Source organism: Desulfosporosinus fructosivorans (assembly GCF_004766045.1).
In the GTDB taxonomy this organism is placed as follows: Bacteria; Bacillota; Desulfitobacteriia; order Desulfitobacteriales; family Desulfitobacteriaceae; genus Desulfosporosinus; species Desulfosporosinus fructosivorans.
In genome coordinates this window covers 198,250-211,932 of the sequence record NZ_SPQQ01000004.1, presented here as the reverse complement: position 1 = coordinate 211,932, position 13,683 = coordinate 198,250, and the positions used below count along the sequence as shown (strand labels likewise).

At 44.7% G+C, this 13,683-nt stretch carries 18 protein-coding genes; all 18 read left to right on the top strand.

Annotated features, from left to right (window positions below; translation table 11 throughout):
* Positions 1-22 precede the first annotated feature (22 nt).
* The 18 genes from E4K67_RS13015 to E4K67_RS12930 all read left to right on the top strand — a co-directional run bounded on the left by E4K67_RS13015 (position 23) and on the right by E4K67_RS12930 (position 13,683).
* Positions 23-466: a hypothetical protein gene (locus E4K67_RS13015; protein WP_243454448.1), complete on the top strand. Its 444-nt coding sequence runs from the start codon at positions 23-25 to the stop codon at positions 464-466.
* 197 nt (positions 467-663) lie between these two features.
* The gene (locus E4K67_RS13010; protein ID WP_135547362.1) at positions 664-867 is read left to right on the top strand and encodes a hypothetical protein; all 204 of its coding nucleotides are present in this window, start codon (positions 664-666) and stop codon (positions 865-867) included.
* 384 nt (positions 868-1,251) lie between these two features.
* Positions 1,252-1,671, top strand: coding sequence for a phage tail terminator family protein (locus E4K67_RS13005; protein ID WP_135547360.1), 420 nt, complete (start codon positions 1,252-1,254; stop codon positions 1,669-1,671).
* A complete protein-coding gene (locus tag E4K67_RS13000; RefSeq protein ID WP_135547358.1) occupies positions 1,664-1,846 on the top strand; it encodes a hypothetical protein in 183 nt (60 codons plus the stop codon). The genes E4K67_RS13005 and E4K67_RS13000 overlap by 8 nt, the downstream gene beginning before the upstream one ends.
* Position 1,847: 1 nt before the next feature.
* Positions 1,848-3,164 carry a phage tail sheath family protein gene (locus tag E4K67_RS12995; protein WP_135547356.1) on the top strand — a complete coding sequence of 439 codons (1,317 nt, stop codon included), beginning with the start codon at positions 1,848-1,850 and terminating at the stop codon, positions 3,162-3,164.
* 3 nt (positions 3,165-3,167) lie between these two features.
* Positions 3,168-3,635 carry a phage tail tube protein gene (locus E4K67_RS12990; RefSeq protein ID WP_135547354.1) on the top strand — a complete coding sequence of 156 codons (468 nt, stop codon included), beginning with the start codon at positions 3,168-3,170 and terminating at the stop codon, positions 3,633-3,635.
* Between the two features lie 230 nt (positions 3,636-3,865).
* Positions 3,866-4,288 (top strand): phage tail assembly chaperone, encoded by a 423-nt coding sequence (locus E4K67_RS12985; protein ID WP_135547352.1) that lies wholly within the window; start codon positions 3,866-3,868, stop codon positions 4,286-4,288.
* Between the two features lie 266 nt (positions 4,289-4,554).
* Positions 4,555-5,160: a hypothetical protein gene (locus tag E4K67_RS12980; RefSeq protein WP_135547350.1), complete on the top strand. Its 606-nt coding sequence runs from the start codon at positions 4,555-4,557 to the stop codon at positions 5,158-5,160.
* Between the two features lie 116 nt (positions 5,161-5,276).
* The gene (locus E4K67_RS12975; protein ID WP_243454447.1) at positions 5,277-7,058 is read left to right on the top strand and encodes a hypothetical protein; all 1,782 of its coding nucleotides are present in this window, start codon (positions 5,277-5,279) and stop codon (positions 7,056-7,058) included.
* Positions 7,058-7,726 (top strand): LysM peptidoglycan-binding domain-containing protein, encoded by a 669-nt coding sequence (locus E4K67_RS12970; RefSeq protein ID WP_135547348.1) that lies wholly within the window; start codon positions 7,058-7,060, stop codon positions 7,724-7,726. Before E4K67_RS12975 ends, E4K67_RS12970 begins: the two co-directional genes overlap by 1 nt.
* A gap of 16 nt (positions 7,727-7,742) precedes the next feature.
* Entirely contained in the window at positions 7,743-8,717 is a 975-nt protein-coding gene (locus E4K67_RS12965; protein ID WP_135547347.1) for an XkdQ/YqbQ family protein, read from the top strand.
* 10 nt (positions 8,718-8,727) lie between these two features.
* Positions 8,728-9,084 carry a DUF2577 domain-containing protein gene (locus E4K67_RS12960; RefSeq protein ID WP_135547345.1) on the top strand — a complete coding sequence of 119 codons (357 nt, stop codon included), beginning with the start codon at positions 8,728-8,730 and terminating at the stop codon, positions 9,082-9,084.
* On the top strand, positions 9,081-9,482 hold the full coding sequence (locus E4K67_RS12955) for a DUF2634 domain-containing protein (protein ID WP_135547343.1): 402 nt from the start codon (positions 9,081-9,083) through the stop codon (positions 9,480-9,482). The genes E4K67_RS12960 and E4K67_RS12955 overlap by 4 nt, the downstream gene beginning before the upstream one ends.
* Positions 9,482-10,519 carry a baseplate J/gp47 family protein gene (locus E4K67_RS12950; protein WP_135547341.1) on the top strand — a complete coding sequence of 346 codons (1,038 nt, stop codon included), beginning with the start codon at positions 9,482-9,484 and terminating at the stop codon, positions 10,517-10,519. The genes E4K67_RS12955 and E4K67_RS12950 overlap by 1 nt, the downstream gene beginning before the upstream one ends.
* Before the next feature lie 4 nt (positions 10,520-10,523).
* Positions 10,524-11,075 carry a YmfQ family protein gene (locus E4K67_RS12945; RefSeq protein ID WP_135547339.1) on the top strand — a complete coding sequence of 184 codons (552 nt, stop codon included), beginning with the start codon at positions 10,524-10,526 and terminating at the stop codon, positions 11,073-11,075.
* 12 nt (positions 11,076-11,087) lie between these two features.
* The gene (locus tag E4K67_RS12940; protein WP_135547337.1) at positions 11,088-12,413 is read left to right on the top strand and encodes a hypothetical protein; all 1,326 of its coding nucleotides are present in this window, start codon (positions 11,088-11,090) and stop codon (positions 12,411-12,413) included.
* Positions 12,414-12,660: 247 nt separating this feature from the next.
* The gene (locus tag E4K67_RS12935) at positions 12,661-12,909 is read left to right on the top strand and encodes a hemolysin XhlA family protein (protein ID WP_135547335.1); all 249 of its coding nucleotides are present in this window, start codon (positions 12,661-12,663) and stop codon (positions 12,907-12,909) included.
* A gap of 24 nt (positions 12,910-12,933) precedes the next feature.
* Positions 12,934-13,683 carry an N-acetylmuramoyl-L-alanine amidase family protein gene (locus tag E4K67_RS12930; RefSeq protein WP_135547333.1) on the top strand — a complete coding sequence of 250 codons (750 nt, stop codon included), beginning with the start codon at positions 12,934-12,936 and terminating at the stop codon, positions 13,681-13,683.

Here is a 13,683-nt window from a genome sequence, read left to right as displayed (position 1 = left end):
GAAGCTTTAGAAAGGGGATATTATGGACGCTCAAGCAGAGAAGAAAAACAAAAAGTCCGAGTGGTACATGCAAACGATCAAGAGACTCTCTCAATATCCGGATGATAAAAAGCGCTTATGCATTTTAAACGCACAGCTTGGAACTGAATTGCCAAGGACGACGGCGAGCTACTCCCTAACTCCGGTATCCTCAAGAACTAGTGATCAAACAGGGGGCATTGCCGCCAAACGTTGGGAGACAACCCAAGAGATTAACGAGTGCGAGCTTCGCATCAAGGAGATAGAAATTATTATCGATGGATTTGGAGAAGACGAAAAGAAGATTATTGAGTATCGCTACTTTAGCAAACACAATTATGACTGGTGGGTAGCAAAACAAATGAAGATACCACTTCGAACTTATTATCGAATCAGAGATGCCCTGGTAGCAGAGGCGGCAATTCTGTTAGGATATATTCGTGATTAAGTGAGTTTGTGAGCGTGAGCGTTTGGCACTTTCTTGGCATAGAGTTAGCACTTTGTTTGGAAAAAGGCGTGATACAATAATATTGTGAAAGGTGTCAGGAAAGAAAAATGCTTGTGACATAATCCTCCTCCTCTCACTAAGAGCGCCCCAACGATTGGGGCGTTCGTTTTTTATGTCATTTAAGTGAGGTGGAGGAAATGAAACCCCTAATCAAAATCAAACAATGCCCAATATTCTCGGCCACAAAACTAGGAGTTAAAGAAAACTGTGTCAATTGCCTAAATTGGATAGGACAGCACTGTGGAGAGAAGGGCGAACTGAAGGAGAACTATGAGGATACTGCTAAGTTTAAGGCTTGGGATAGGATGATGCGAAGTAACCGAGGGGTGAAGATGGACTGAGCGGGATTCTTTAATGTTGGAAAGGGGGTGAGGTGTAGGTTGGGCCATTTATTATGCCGCTGTTTGCTTTTGCTAATTTAAAACGCTAGACATTACTAAGCATGACAGGGGTTAATAAGTGACGATGAAAGGGCGGGGAAATAAATGACCAAAGAATAAAGACTTGATTTAGAATTGTCTGAGGAACAGGCTAAAGGTGCAGAAATTTCTTGTCACGAAGTGGAAAGACTTTATCAAAGGTCGCTTTTGAAAATTCAATGGATCAGAGGAACAGTTTGAAGGTATTCAGGCGAAGACTACTGGAACTGCCCAGGGATTGGGAGGGAAGGCCAGTGGAGTTGCTTAAAACAAATCAAAACGGGTGAGTGTATAGGAGATGATTCGATGATCACTATCAATATGGTTCGAGATAGCGTTATGACCACCCTGAAGCAGCATTTTCCTAATCTAAACGTCTACGGCGAAGAGAATGATCAAGGCTTAGAAGAGCCTTATTTTTATGTAAAGCTGTTGCCGGTGTCTCAAAATCAGCTGCTTGGCCAGCGCTATCAACGCAATCACTCATTTGATATTCATTACTTGGCAGGAAGCAATGAGGCCTTACATGATATGGCCGAGCAGCTGTATGACAAACTGGAGCTAATTAGCGTGGACGGTAGCCTTGTCAGAGGGACCGGAATGCGCCATGAAATCGTTGACGGTTTGCTTCATTGGTTTGTGGCCTATAATTTCCATGTCTTGAGAACCGTTGAACCAGAGCCATTAATGCAGTCTATGAAACAGGAGGGATATTTACGTGGTTAAGACTGAAAAGAGAGAAAAGCAGATCACTAAGACTTATAGTAAACAGCAGGTTTTGCAGTCCAAGCAATATCTTCAAAAGGATTTGCTAGATGCGCTCTTGGAAGAAGAGCAGAAATACACCCATGATCAGGTCAAAACGATCTTGGAAAATTTTCTAAAAAGGGAGGCTAAATAAGATGGCGGCAGGTACATGGACGACACAAAACAAAGTGCGACCGGGGGTCTACGTAAACTTTAAGTCAGAGCCCCAGGTGGCAGGTGCTCTTGGAGAGCGAGGGATTGTTTCTCTTCCGCTTTTACTCTCGTGGGGCGAGCCCAACAAAATCATCAGCCTTGAGGCGGGCGAAGACACATTTGTTAAGCTTGGTTATCTGATAGGAGATGCCAAGCTGCTTTTAGTCAGGGAGGCCTTGAAACGTGCGAAAACCCTGCTCTTATACAGGCTTAATACAGGGACAAAGGCAGCCGTGACAACGGGTAACCTTACTGTCACAGCCAAATGGGGTGGCTTAAGAGGGAATGACGTGGCTATGCTCATTCAGGAAAACATAGACGATGGCACCAAATTTGATGTCACTACTTTGCTAGATGGGGCGGAAGTAGATCAGCAAACCGTGCTCAATATCGCGGGTCTTGTGGCAAATAATTGGGTGGTTTTTTCGGGCACAGGAGCTTTGGCGGAAACGGCGGGCGCGCCTCTTGTGGGAGGAGCAGATGGTACGATCACCAATCAGGCTTATGCTGACTACTTAGCAGCAGTGGAAATATTTGATTTCAACACGATCGCCTTGCCTTCGACAGATGAGGCACTTAAAGCGACTTTTGTAGCCTTTTGCCAGCGTCTTCGCAATACCGAAGGTAAAAAAATTCAAGTCGTCCTCGAAAATTATCCGACGGCTGATTATGAAGGCGTGATCAGTGTCAAGAACGGAGTTATCCTTTCCAATGGCACAACCCTGACAGCAGCTCAAGCGACTGCCTGGGTAGCTGGTGCAACCGCAGGTGCCCAAGTGAATGAATCTCTAACCTATCAGGCTTATGATGGGGCAGTGGATGTGGCTCCCAGGTATATCAATACTCAGATCATTGCGGCATTGCAGGCTGGGGAATTTGTGTTTACCGCCAATGATAACCGAGCCGTCGTAGAGCAAGACATCAATACTCTAACCACATTGAGCTTAGAAAAAGGTAAGCAGTTTGCTAAGAACCGCGTGATCAGAGTTCTCGATGCAATTAATAATGATTTTGTTCGGATTTTCAGTGATTTTTACATTGGACAGGTATCTAATAACGTTGATGGTCGAAATCTGCTAAAAACCCAGTGTGTCAAATATATGGAAACACTACAGGGCATGGATGCTGTCCAGAATTTTGATTCTCAAACGGATGTGACAATCCAAGCGGGTAATGAATTAGATAGTGTCTATATCGAGGCGTATACGCAGCCGGTTGATTCTATCGAGAAAATCTATGTGAAAGTGCAGGTGAGATAAGATATGGCATTTCTTAAAGCAGAAGATGCAATATCCGGAAAACAGGGCAAGGCTTTTGTCACGATTAATGGTCGAGTGGAAGAGTTGTTTTATGCAAAGACAGTCGAAGCGACCATCGAGAAAACAAAGGCAGACGTACCTATATTGGGAAAAACGAATGTCGGCAAGAAGGCGGCCGGTTGGTCTGGCACTGGAACTCTGACGATCTATTACTTTACGAGCATGTTCAGGGCCCTCATGTTGGAATATATCAAGACAGGCAAAGATTTTTACTTTGATTTGCAGATTGTGAATGAGGACCCTGCCTCCACAGTTGGTAAGCAGACATCTGTCCTCAAGGATTGCAACTTGGACAGCGTGGTAGCTGCAGCCTTTGATGCGACGTCAGATGACCCTATGGAGGAAGAAATGCCCTTTACGTTTGACGATTTTGATATGTTGGATCAATTTAATGCTCCAATCGTGAGATAAGAGGTCTGGGACATCAAAATGCCCAGCACAAAGCTACTGTAAACCTTGCGTGGCAAGAATGATCAGTGAACTCGCTTAGATCGAAATCAGTGGGGGTGGGGGCTTTATTCCCCCCACTGAATCAAAGGGTATCATAATGAATTGTGCCGATTCACCTTCTGCTTCTAGAAGTGGGAGACTTCTTCTGGCACTTAGTTGTTAAAAAAGTGAAATTTTGGAGGAATAAAAAAATGAGTGATTTACAAGCTTTTTTTGCCCAAAATGTAGCAGCCGATCTGACCAAAGAGGTTGTAGCGTCCGAACGATTTAAGGATAAAGATGGCAAGCCAATCGCCTGGAAAATCCATAGCATAACCGAAGCAGAGAACGAAGAGTATCGTAAAGCAGCCACCCGGAAAGTCAAGGGAAAGAATGGTTCGCAACAGGTTGAAACAGATCAGAACATCTATCTGGCCAAGATCATTGTAGCAAGTGTCAGTTTCCCTGATCTGAAAAATGCTGAGTTGCAAAAATCCTACGGTGTCATCGGTGCTGAAGAGCTTCTGCGCAAGATGCTGTTTCCCGGAGAATATGCAACCCTTATTCAGAAGGTGCAAGAATTAAACGGTTTCGATCAGAGCATGGAAGACTTGATGGACGAGGTAAAAAACTAATTGAGGAGGGTGATGGCGAGTGGAATTACGCTTACTACGCCCTCCACGAACTCCGGATTTCTCCAGATGAGCTTGCCCAGAAAACACGAGAAGCTAAGGCAGCTATCTTTGCCATGATCGATATTCGCATCAAGAAAGAAAGGCAAGACAGGGCGAAGCTTAAAAAGAAGTAGCGTTTAAATATTCTTAAGCTTCTCATTTTCCCGTTTACACAGGAATATTTTGCTAGTATGATTAGCGTAAAATGTGTGAACGGAGGAGTATCGATGGTGCGGAAAATTATTGGGGTAGTTTTTTTAGTGCCCGGGGTGATTATGGCATTAGTTGGACTTACTGAAAAAAATAATGCAGAGATTTTGGCAGGAATAATATTTGCATTGCCTGGGCTGTTTTTATTACTAAAAAAGGCAAAGACAAGGGAAGAGAAAGAGCGTGAAGAAGCTATTGTGTATGCTGACCATCAAGTCGGACTCCCTTTATCTGAGGGGGCTGAGGTGAAAATTGAACGCGACTATAATGAGGATACGCTCACAATTACAGGCGGGGGAAATACATTTCGGTTAGCGTTTAGCAAGATTACGGATGCGACAATAAAAACTGACGTAGAGATAGAAAAATTCTATGTATCTAGTGTAGGAGGGGCTATTGGAGGCGCTGCCTTATTTGGGCCATTAGGGGCAATGATTGGTGGAAGGGTGCGAGAAAAGAAGTCTACCACTACAATGCATTACCTTATCATCACATACCTGAAAGATGGAGAAGTCAGTTATGTAGGGTTTGATGTGTCGGGGAACGTTACAAGTGCTTGGAATTTGATTAATGCTATTTCTCCGAAATTAAATATCACTAATGGGCAGACCATAGATCTCTAAAATATAGTTAAAAGCATCTTCTTTCGAAGGTGCTTTTCTTATGGAAATTATTACATTATAGCGCACAAGCACTTTAAATAGAGTGCTTTTTATTATGCTTGAAAGGAGGGATCGATTTGGCAACGGTTGATTCAATCTTGCAACTTTTTAACGCATCGTCTCGTCTCAATGCTACCGTCCAATTGCTCACTGAGTTAGGAAAAGCAACACTTGGTGGCGCAATGCAGCAGCAAAAAACGCAGGATATGTTTATTGGTCGGACCGGAAATACAGAAATAGGGACTGATATGTTTGAAAAATTTAAAAGGGATGCACTCGATGCTGGATTAGATGTCAATGAATCCTTGCAGAGTAGCCTCGCATTTTTTTCTTCAACCCAAGGTGTAGGCCAATTATCCAAGCTCAATGATTTTGCTCAGCAACTAAATGCTTTCGACACCACGGGAAGCGGTATTGAAGGGGCAGCATCGGCTGTTAAGGAAGCGATGTCTGGCGACACCACTACGTTGGCTGAACGCTTCAATATATCAGACTTCGATATGGAGGCCTTTAAAATTGAGGATCTAGGCAAGTCGGGAAATATCGATGGTTTTATTAAAGCCTTTGATCAGCTTCTTGAAAAACAGAATATGGGGCAAGCGGCCTTTGATCAAATGATGAAGTCACCGACAAAACAATTGGAGATCTTCACCAACAACATGAAGTCCAGCTTTGCTGATGCTGGAGTGCAAGCTATGGAAGCCCTTGCTCCTCTCATTACGAGGTTGAATGATGCTTTTCAAGCGGGAAAGTTTCAGCCATTTATTGACGGGTTAAGCATCGGACTAGCGGTTATTGTCGGGGGAATTGTGGGAGTTGCCGATGCTCTTGCTTGGCTGGGGGGGATTATACAGCAGAACTGGGACATCATTGCTCCTATACTTGTGATGATGGGCTCAGCGCTTACCCTATGGGCAGTAACCCAAATACCGGCGTTATATAGGAACCTCTGCTTGTTGGCATACCCTATAGTCCAAGCGGCAGCAGCGTGGCTATTACTGAATTGGCAAATACTGTTGATCGGTGCCGCAATCGGTTTTGTGCTTTACGCTATGGTGACATGGGGGGACACTACGGTGGAGGTGATCGGCTTCATCGGAGGGCTATTCGGAGTGCTTTTTGGTTTTCTCTTTAATTCATTTGCTTACTTTGCAAATTTCGTGCTATCCGTTGCAGAGTTTATCGCCAATGTGTTCGATGACCCTGTGTATGCAGTAAAAAAATTATTTTATGATTTATCAATAAACGCTCTTCAATTTATGGCGAATATCGCCACGGGAATCGAGAATCTCATTAACAAAATACCAGGATTAGAACATATTGACATTACCTCAGGCATGGATAACTTATTAAAAAAACTTGAAGGGGCAAGAGATAGCCTTAAAAGCGAAGCAGATGTTGTAAAGCTGATGAGATTTGAGCAAGTTGGTTATGGCGATGCATTCAGTATGGGACAGGACTTCGGTAAAAAGGGGGGGAATGCTGCTGTGAGTGGTGTTCAAGGAACGTTTGGTGCGCTAAAGAACGCATTCAATCCACAAAGACCGACAACTGATGATGCCTTGAACCCTAATAACTTGAACTTAAACCCTAATAATTTGAACGGAAATTCCACCATTGACCGTGTCAACGAAGTTGGCAAAATAAACAACACCGTCGACATCTCCAGCGAAGACCTAAAGACCATGCGTGAATTGGCTGAAATGAAAAACATCCAGAATTTCGTGACGTTGACGCCGACGGTGGCCATGACAACAGGCGATATTCACAACGGGCAGAGTGTGGATTCTATTATAGTTAAGATTAAGACGATGCTGGAGACTGAAATTTCCTCATCCGCTCAGGGGGTGTATGCCTGATGCCGTATGGAATAGAGTTGAGTTTTAATGACAAGGCTGAATTCTTTCAACTACCTGTCATGCCAGGATCTCTTGAAATCGGTGACTCCGCAAATGCTAAAACTTATGACATCGTTGCTTTGGGGGAAATCAATGTGATCAAGAATCCCAAGCTCAGCGAATATGGATTTAGCAGCCTTTTTCCAGCCCAACGCTATCCATTCGTAACGGTACAAACTCTTTTGCAGCCCATCGAATACGTAAGATTCATTATAAAGTGGATGGCGTCGAGACAGCCCATTCGCTTTATTTTCACCTCTGATCGCTACGATATCAACACCTTAGCCAGTATCGAGAGTTTTGACTGGAAAGAAGTAGCTGGTGGTGGGGCCGGAGACATTGACTACGACATTAAGTTGAAAATGTATGTACCCTATGCTGCAAAGAAAGTTGAGATCAGTCAACAAACTCCAATTGCTGCTGTCATTGCGACAACAGCAACCCCAGCGCGCCCGGATGAGACACAACAGCCTAAAACCTATACACTCGTGGCCGGCGATACACTTTGGGCTGTTGCCAAACAGTTTCTTGGCAACGGAGCCCGTTGGCCGGAAATTCAAAAGCTGAATGGCATTGCCGATGCAGAGATCAAGCGGCTGCAGATCGGTAGAGTTCTGAAGCTGCCCTAAAAGGAGGTTTCCTGAGATGTTAAAAATACAAATCGACAACAAAGACGGCAACGTGTGGGATATTTCTCAGATTGTGGCTGACGTAACTTGGAAAACCAGCCGGATTGGCAAAGCCGGCAGCCTGGAATTCACCTTGATCAAAAATGCGCCTGGGCAAGACAAAATGTTCAAGTACAGTAATGGTGATATCGTCAGCGTCCAAAGGGCAGAGGATGGAGCAAATATCTTTTATGGCTATATATTCTCCATCGACGGTGGAAGGGATGAGGCAGTCAGGATATCCTGCTATGACCAAATACGCTACTTGATGGCTCAGGATACGTATGTATTGGCAAACGTCACAGCGTCTGAGGTCGTTCAAAAGATAGCGGCAGATTTTAACCTCAAGCTGGGGCAGATCGACGATTCTGGCTACCGAATCCCTGCCATGAGCGAGGATAATCAAAAATTGTTGGATATCATATGCAAGGCCCTGGACATCACCCTCATCAACTCTGGCAAGAACTATGTATTCTTTGACGACTTTGGCTCCCTGTCCATTAGAAAGATAGAGGATTCCCTGGAGGACTTCTTTATTGGCGATGGTAGCTTGATGACGGACTATGCCCAGAAAATATCTATAGACTCTGAAACTTACAATAAGATTAAACTTTATCAGGATAACAAAGACTCGGGTAAGCGTGAGGTCTACATTGCCCAAGACAGCGCCAATATGGCCAAATGGGGAATATTGCAACTTTCCCAGAGTGTGGATGGAAATTTGAACGTAGCTCAGATTAATGAGAGGTTAGAGACTTTGTCGACCCTGAGAAACAGAGAATCTAAAACTCTGAAAATTGAGGCCATCGGCGATCTTCGCTTAAGGGCAGGCAGATACGTGCGGATCAGGATTGAGGAATACGGAATTAATCAGCCCTTCCTAGTGGATGAATGTACCCACAGTTTTGACGGTGCAGACCATAAAATGAGCCTAGAGCTTAAAGCAATTTGAGGGTGATATAATGGGTAGTTTATTGGATGTCATAAAAAACGCAGGGATGGATGCGGTTGGAGCCTCTAACCCTGTAACCATAATGATTGGGGAGGTTATTACGGTCAATCCGCTCAGTGTGAAGGTCGAACAACGATTCACGCTTACAGCGGACTTTTTAATTGTGCCGGAAAGCATGAGACTGTTTGAAATTGATCTTGAGCATGCTCACCAATACACAGACAATGGTTTCTCAAGAAACACGGCAGAAGCTTTAATAACCAAGATAGTAATCCATCCTGGTTTAAAAGGTGGAGATAAGGTCCTGTTACTTCGAGTCCAAGGCGGGCAGAAATTCTTAATTTTAGATAAGGTGGTGACGGTATGATCCCAGTCGGTGGGTCGATAACAAACGGGACGATAACAGAAACAGAGCAGCCATCACTCACTTGGAAACTCGACGCCAACAAAGATCGAATTGTTGGTAAGATAGATGGTCTTGAGGCAGTTATGCAGGCATCCTATAAAATTCTACTAACTCCGCGCTTTCGCCACCTGATTTACAGCGCTAACTACGGCTCCGAGCTGGAGAAGTTGATCGGCAGCAACCCGGTCTTTGTTCAATCGGAAATAACCCGGATGATCAGAGAAGCCTTGACTCAGGATGACCGAATCTCTGCCATAGAAAATGTTCAGACCACAGTCCTTGGAGATAGTTTAGCGGTGAAATTTACAGTTATCAGCAGCTATGGAAGCTTTGACATGACTCAGGAGGTGAACACATAGTGTATGAAGCACAAACTTATGAATTAATACTCACTCGAATGTTGAACAGAATACCGGCTGATCTAGATAAACGAGAGGGCAGTATCATCTTTGACGCCCTCTCCCCGGCCGCAGCAGAGTTGGCTCAGGCTTATGCTGGGTTAGAGATTAATCTAAGGCTATTTTCAGCACAGACTTCAAGTGGTGAGTATCTGGAATTAAGGACAGCAGATTATGGGGTTACTCGTAAAGCAGCTACGAAGGCACAACGGAAAGCGCTGTTCTTTGGCCAAAATGATACACCTTTGGACGTGGCCGTGGGCAGTCGCTTTTCTATAGAACGGGTTAACTATCAGACGACAGAAAGAATTTCAACGGGTCAGTATATCTTGGAGTGTGAGGTCGCCGGAAACATAGGAAATCAGAACTTCGGAGCTATGTTGCCAATTGACTATATTAGTGGACTTGCGAGGGCGGAGTTGTCCGACATTCTTATTCCTGGAGTAGATACAGAAACAGATGACGATCTCAGACAGAGATATATGTTGCGAGTACGGCAGCCAGCAACCTCAGGAAATGCAGCTCAGTATCGACAGTGGGCTGTAGAAGTACCTGGTGTAGGAGATGCAAAAGTTTTTCCATTGTGGGCAGGGCCTGGAACAGTGAAGGTTGCCATAGTCGATGCAGAAAAACAACCAGCTACGTCAACCCTAGTGGAAACTGTTGCTGACTACCTTGAAACTGTACGACCCATTGGTGCTGCAGTGACCGTTGTTTCGGCAGTCGCTAAGAGTATTAGTGTTTCTGCTATGGTCGCGTTGGCATCAGGCTATGCTATCCAAGGTGTGACAGATGCTTTTAGTGCAGCCTTGAATGTTTATTTGCAAGAGATGGCCTTTACAGGCACCTATGTCAGTTACGCCAAGGTTGGGACGCTATTGCTTAGCACACCTGGCGTCATCGATTATATAAATTTGATAGTTAATGATGGCAGTGCAAACGTGGCTCTGGCGGATGAAGAAATACCGGTGCTTGGAACCGTAGGATTGGGGGTCTGAATCAATGCCTGAATACTACTCTATACCTGACCTCATGAACTATCTGCCTGAGTATTATCAGGGCATTCGAGAAATGAAAAAACTCCAGGAGACTGCATCGGATGAGATGGGTCTTTTTTTGTATGCCATTGACGACGCGCTGAGTCAATGTTTTGTGGAAACTGCAACATGGGGTTTGGATTACTGGGAAAGCGAGTTAGGTTTAACGACAGATGCTAATAAGCCTATCGAGCGGAGAAGAGAAACTATAAAAGCAAAAATTCGCGGCTCTGGCACTACCACCAAGCAAATGATTATGGATACTGCGTCCGCCTTTTCAGGCGGAGAGGTGGATGTCATCGAGTATCCAACAGAATATCGCTTTGAGGTACGGTTTACTGGGGTAAAAGGTATCCCACCCAACATGCCGGGGTTTATTCAGATGCTTGAGCAAATTAAGCCTTCCCATTTAGGGTACAGTTTTAAGTATTCTTATACGTGGTGGGATTCTTTGAAAGATCTCACTTGGAATAGCGTGAACTTGATGACTTGGAATGAACTGAGAGTTTATGAGTAAGGGAGATAAGCTATGCAAACGACAGTGAATTTAGGGTTGAAAAAGCCCGAAGGAACAGATGTTGTAAATATTCAAGACTTTAATGATAATGCAGACTTGCTAGACAATTATGCGGCTGCGACAGCAATACTCATCGGTACCAAAGCATCGATAGCCTCGCCCGCGCTTACTGGAACGCCCACAGCACCAACAGCAGGGGTTGATACGAGTACGACACAGGTTGCAACAACCGCTTTTGTGCTCGGCCAAGCTGGGACGATTGCTCCGATTATGAATGGGACTGCGGGAATAGGGTCATCGAAGAGATATGCCAGAGCAGATCATGTGCATCCTGCAGATACGAGCCGAGCTGGGCAGGTGGATCTTGTTGCGCATTTGGCGGATTATGTGCGTCAACCTGGCTACGCTGTGACCACTGGACCGGCAAATGCTTACATTGTGACTTTAGATCCTGCTCCCTCTGCTTACGTTGACGGTATGGGAATTACTGTAAGAATAAATACAACGAGTACTGGAGCAATTACGTTTAACGTAAATGGACTAGGAGCTAAGGCAGTAGTTGATTCAAAAGGAAATGCGTTTTCATCAACAAAGGTTTTATTAGCAGGGAGTAGATACACACTGCGATATAGCACGGCAGCGGGAAATTTTCAACTACAGGGTGAAGGGGGTGAATACGGGACAGCGTTAGCATCTCAAGTCTTAACTGGATATTCGATAGGGTCCGATAGTGGTTTAGTAAATGGTACGATGCCTAACCGTGCAGGAGATACGGCTGCTCTGGCTAGCAGCGTGAGTGGTACAACATTAAAACTCAGAGCGTCAAATGGATATCGGGATGGGGTTGATGATAATGTCATGATTACTGATGCGGACTTTATGGCATCAAACATTCTGGCTGGCAAGAATATATTTGGTGTAGATGGGTCTGTTGTCACGGGAATTTATCAATACACTCCAGGGAGTCAAATCTTATACAGTGACCCTAACGGTGGTTATGACTCTAACGGTGTTACAAACGGCGAAACAGAGGTTGCTAGATTTACTATACCTGCTGGAGTTGGAGGTACTGTTACAATATGTTACACCTCATATATTAATAGTGGTTCTATAAGTACAGCATTGACAACCGTTAGGAAAAACGGGGTAGATGTCTACTCATATGCGAACCATGCGGGTTTCGGTACTGCGTTATCATTCACTACTGCCGTTAGCCCGGGTGATATTATCTCATTCCATATTAATGTCACCTCATCACCCCCATCTTCGTCAACGTCGATAAGTGGCATCTCTGTTAAGGTGGGAAATCTACCAGTGTTTACTGTAACCAATATGTAAGAGGGGCCTCAATGCTCCTTTGGAAACCTTAAATAAAAGGCAGGAAGAACCCATTAAATGGTCGAAGTACAAGCCATAGATGGGAGGCGGTTATCATGTCAGGAGACATGCAGGCTACCCTAAATGAGCAATAGACCTAGGATGTGCAGTATATAAGCCTCTCTTGGTAGAGTAATGAGAGGCTTATAAAACCAAAACACCATAAAAGAGGCGTTGCTTTTATGTCTATAGAAAGGACCGTGGCAATATGGGCGATCAAGAAGTACTAATAGACATAAGAGAACGTCTTGTGAGAGTGGAGACAAAACTAGATACCCAAAACGGATTGAGAGAAAAGGTTGACTGCATTGAAACTAAGGCAACAGAGACGGAAGCTAGGTCAAAATCAAACACCCATCGTATCGACAAACTTGAAGCAAACAATACATGGCTCTGGCGCACAGTCGTCGGGGCCATTATTTGTGCGGGGGTTGCAGCGTTGGCAATCTTTAAATGAGTTTTTACTTGGAGGGATGGTTAAATGAAAGCAATCATTAACTACGGCCACGGACCGAAAGACGCTGGTTATGATCCCGGGGCTATTGGGCCAACAGGTTACCAAGAGGCCACCCAAAATAAAGAAGTCGGGGAGTTAGTCGTCACGAAGTTAAAAAAGAACGGTTGGCAAATCCTTGCCATTCAAGACGGAGATCTCTGGGATGTGACAAACAGAGCGAACGATTATAATCCACACTACTTTTTATCGATCCACGCCAACTCCTTCGTAGACCCCAATACCCATGGAATTGAAACGATAGCCTTGGCAGCTGGCGGGATGGGGGAAAAGATAGCCAAGGAGATTCAGAAGGAGTTGGTCGTTGCAACGGGTCTTACTGATCGGGGAGTTAAGTTTAATAATCTCCACGTGCTCAGGGAAACGGATTGCCCGGCAACTTTGGTGGAGATCGGATTTATCTCGAATCCCGCTGAAGAGGCACTCATGAAACAGGATTCATTTGATGAGACGGTGGCCTCGGCTATCTGCAGGGGGTTCAGCCGTGCTGTCGGTGTCCCTTATACAGAAGTGGTTAAGCCTGTTTCCCCACAGCTAGAACCTATCGTTGTTATGTACCGCGTCATTTTAGATGGGAAGCAGGTCATGGCATTAAGTTACCAAGATGCTGCAATCGCCGAAGTAAAAAAGGCAGTGGATATAGGTCAAGCTCAAAAAGGAAGTGTGCAGCGCAATACTGACGATGTGAATGTCTTTGAGTATGACAAGAAAGGGTGA

Coding starts and splice junctions, on each gene's coding strand:
- E4K67_RS13015 (WP_243454448.1), top strand. CDS start 23: ATGGACGCTCAAGCAGAGAAGAAAAACAAAAAGTCCGAGTGGTACATG.
- E4K67_RS13010 (WP_135547362.1), top strand. CDS start 664: ATGAAACCCCTAATCAAAATCAAACAATGCCCAATATTCTCGGCCACA.
- E4K67_RS13005 (WP_135547360.1), top strand. CDS start 1,252: ATGATCACTATCAATATGGTTCGAGATAGCGTTATGACCACCCTGAAG.
- E4K67_RS12995 (WP_135547356.1), top strand. CDS start 1,848: ATGGCGGCAGGTACATGGACGACACAAAACAAAGTGCGACCGGGGGTC.
- E4K67_RS12990 (WP_135547354.1), top strand. CDS start 3,168: ATGGCATTTCTTAAAGCAGAAGATGCAATATCCGGAAAACAGGGCAAG.
- E4K67_RS12985 (WP_135547352.1), top strand. CDS start 3,866: ATGAGTGATTTACAAGCTTTTTTTGCCCAAAATGTAGCAGCCGATCTG.
- E4K67_RS12980 (WP_135547350.1), top strand. CDS start 4,555: ATGGTGCGGAAAATTATTGGGGTAGTTTTTTTAGTGCCCGGGGTGATT.
- E4K67_RS12970 (WP_135547348.1), top strand. CDS start 7,058: ATGCCGTATGGAATAGAGTTGAGTTTTAATGACAAGGCTGAATTCTTT.
- E4K67_RS12965 (WP_135547347.1), top strand. CDS start 7,743: ATGTTAAAAATACAAATCGACAACAAAGACGGCAACGTGTGGGATATT.
- E4K67_RS12960 (WP_135547345.1), top strand. CDS start 8,728: ATGGGTAGTTTATTGGATGTCATAAAAAACGCAGGGATGGATGCGGTT.
- E4K67_RS12955 (WP_135547343.1), top strand. CDS start 9,081: ATGATCCCAGTCGGTGGGTCGATAACAAACGGGACGATAACAGAAACA.
- E4K67_RS12945 (WP_135547339.1), top strand. CDS start 10,524: ATGCCTGAATACTACTCTATACCTGACCTCATGAACTATCTGCCTGAG.
- E4K67_RS12940 (WP_135547337.1), top strand. CDS start 11,088: ATGCAAACGACAGTGAATTTAGGGTTGAAAAAGCCCGAAGGAACAGAT.
- E4K67_RS12935 (WP_135547335.1), top strand. CDS start 12,661: ATGGGCGATCAAGAAGTACTAATAGACATAAGAGAACGTCTTGTGAGA.
- E4K67_RS12930 (WP_135547333.1), top strand. CDS start 12,934: ATGAAAGCAATCATTAACTACGGCCACGGACCGAAAGACGCTGGTTAT.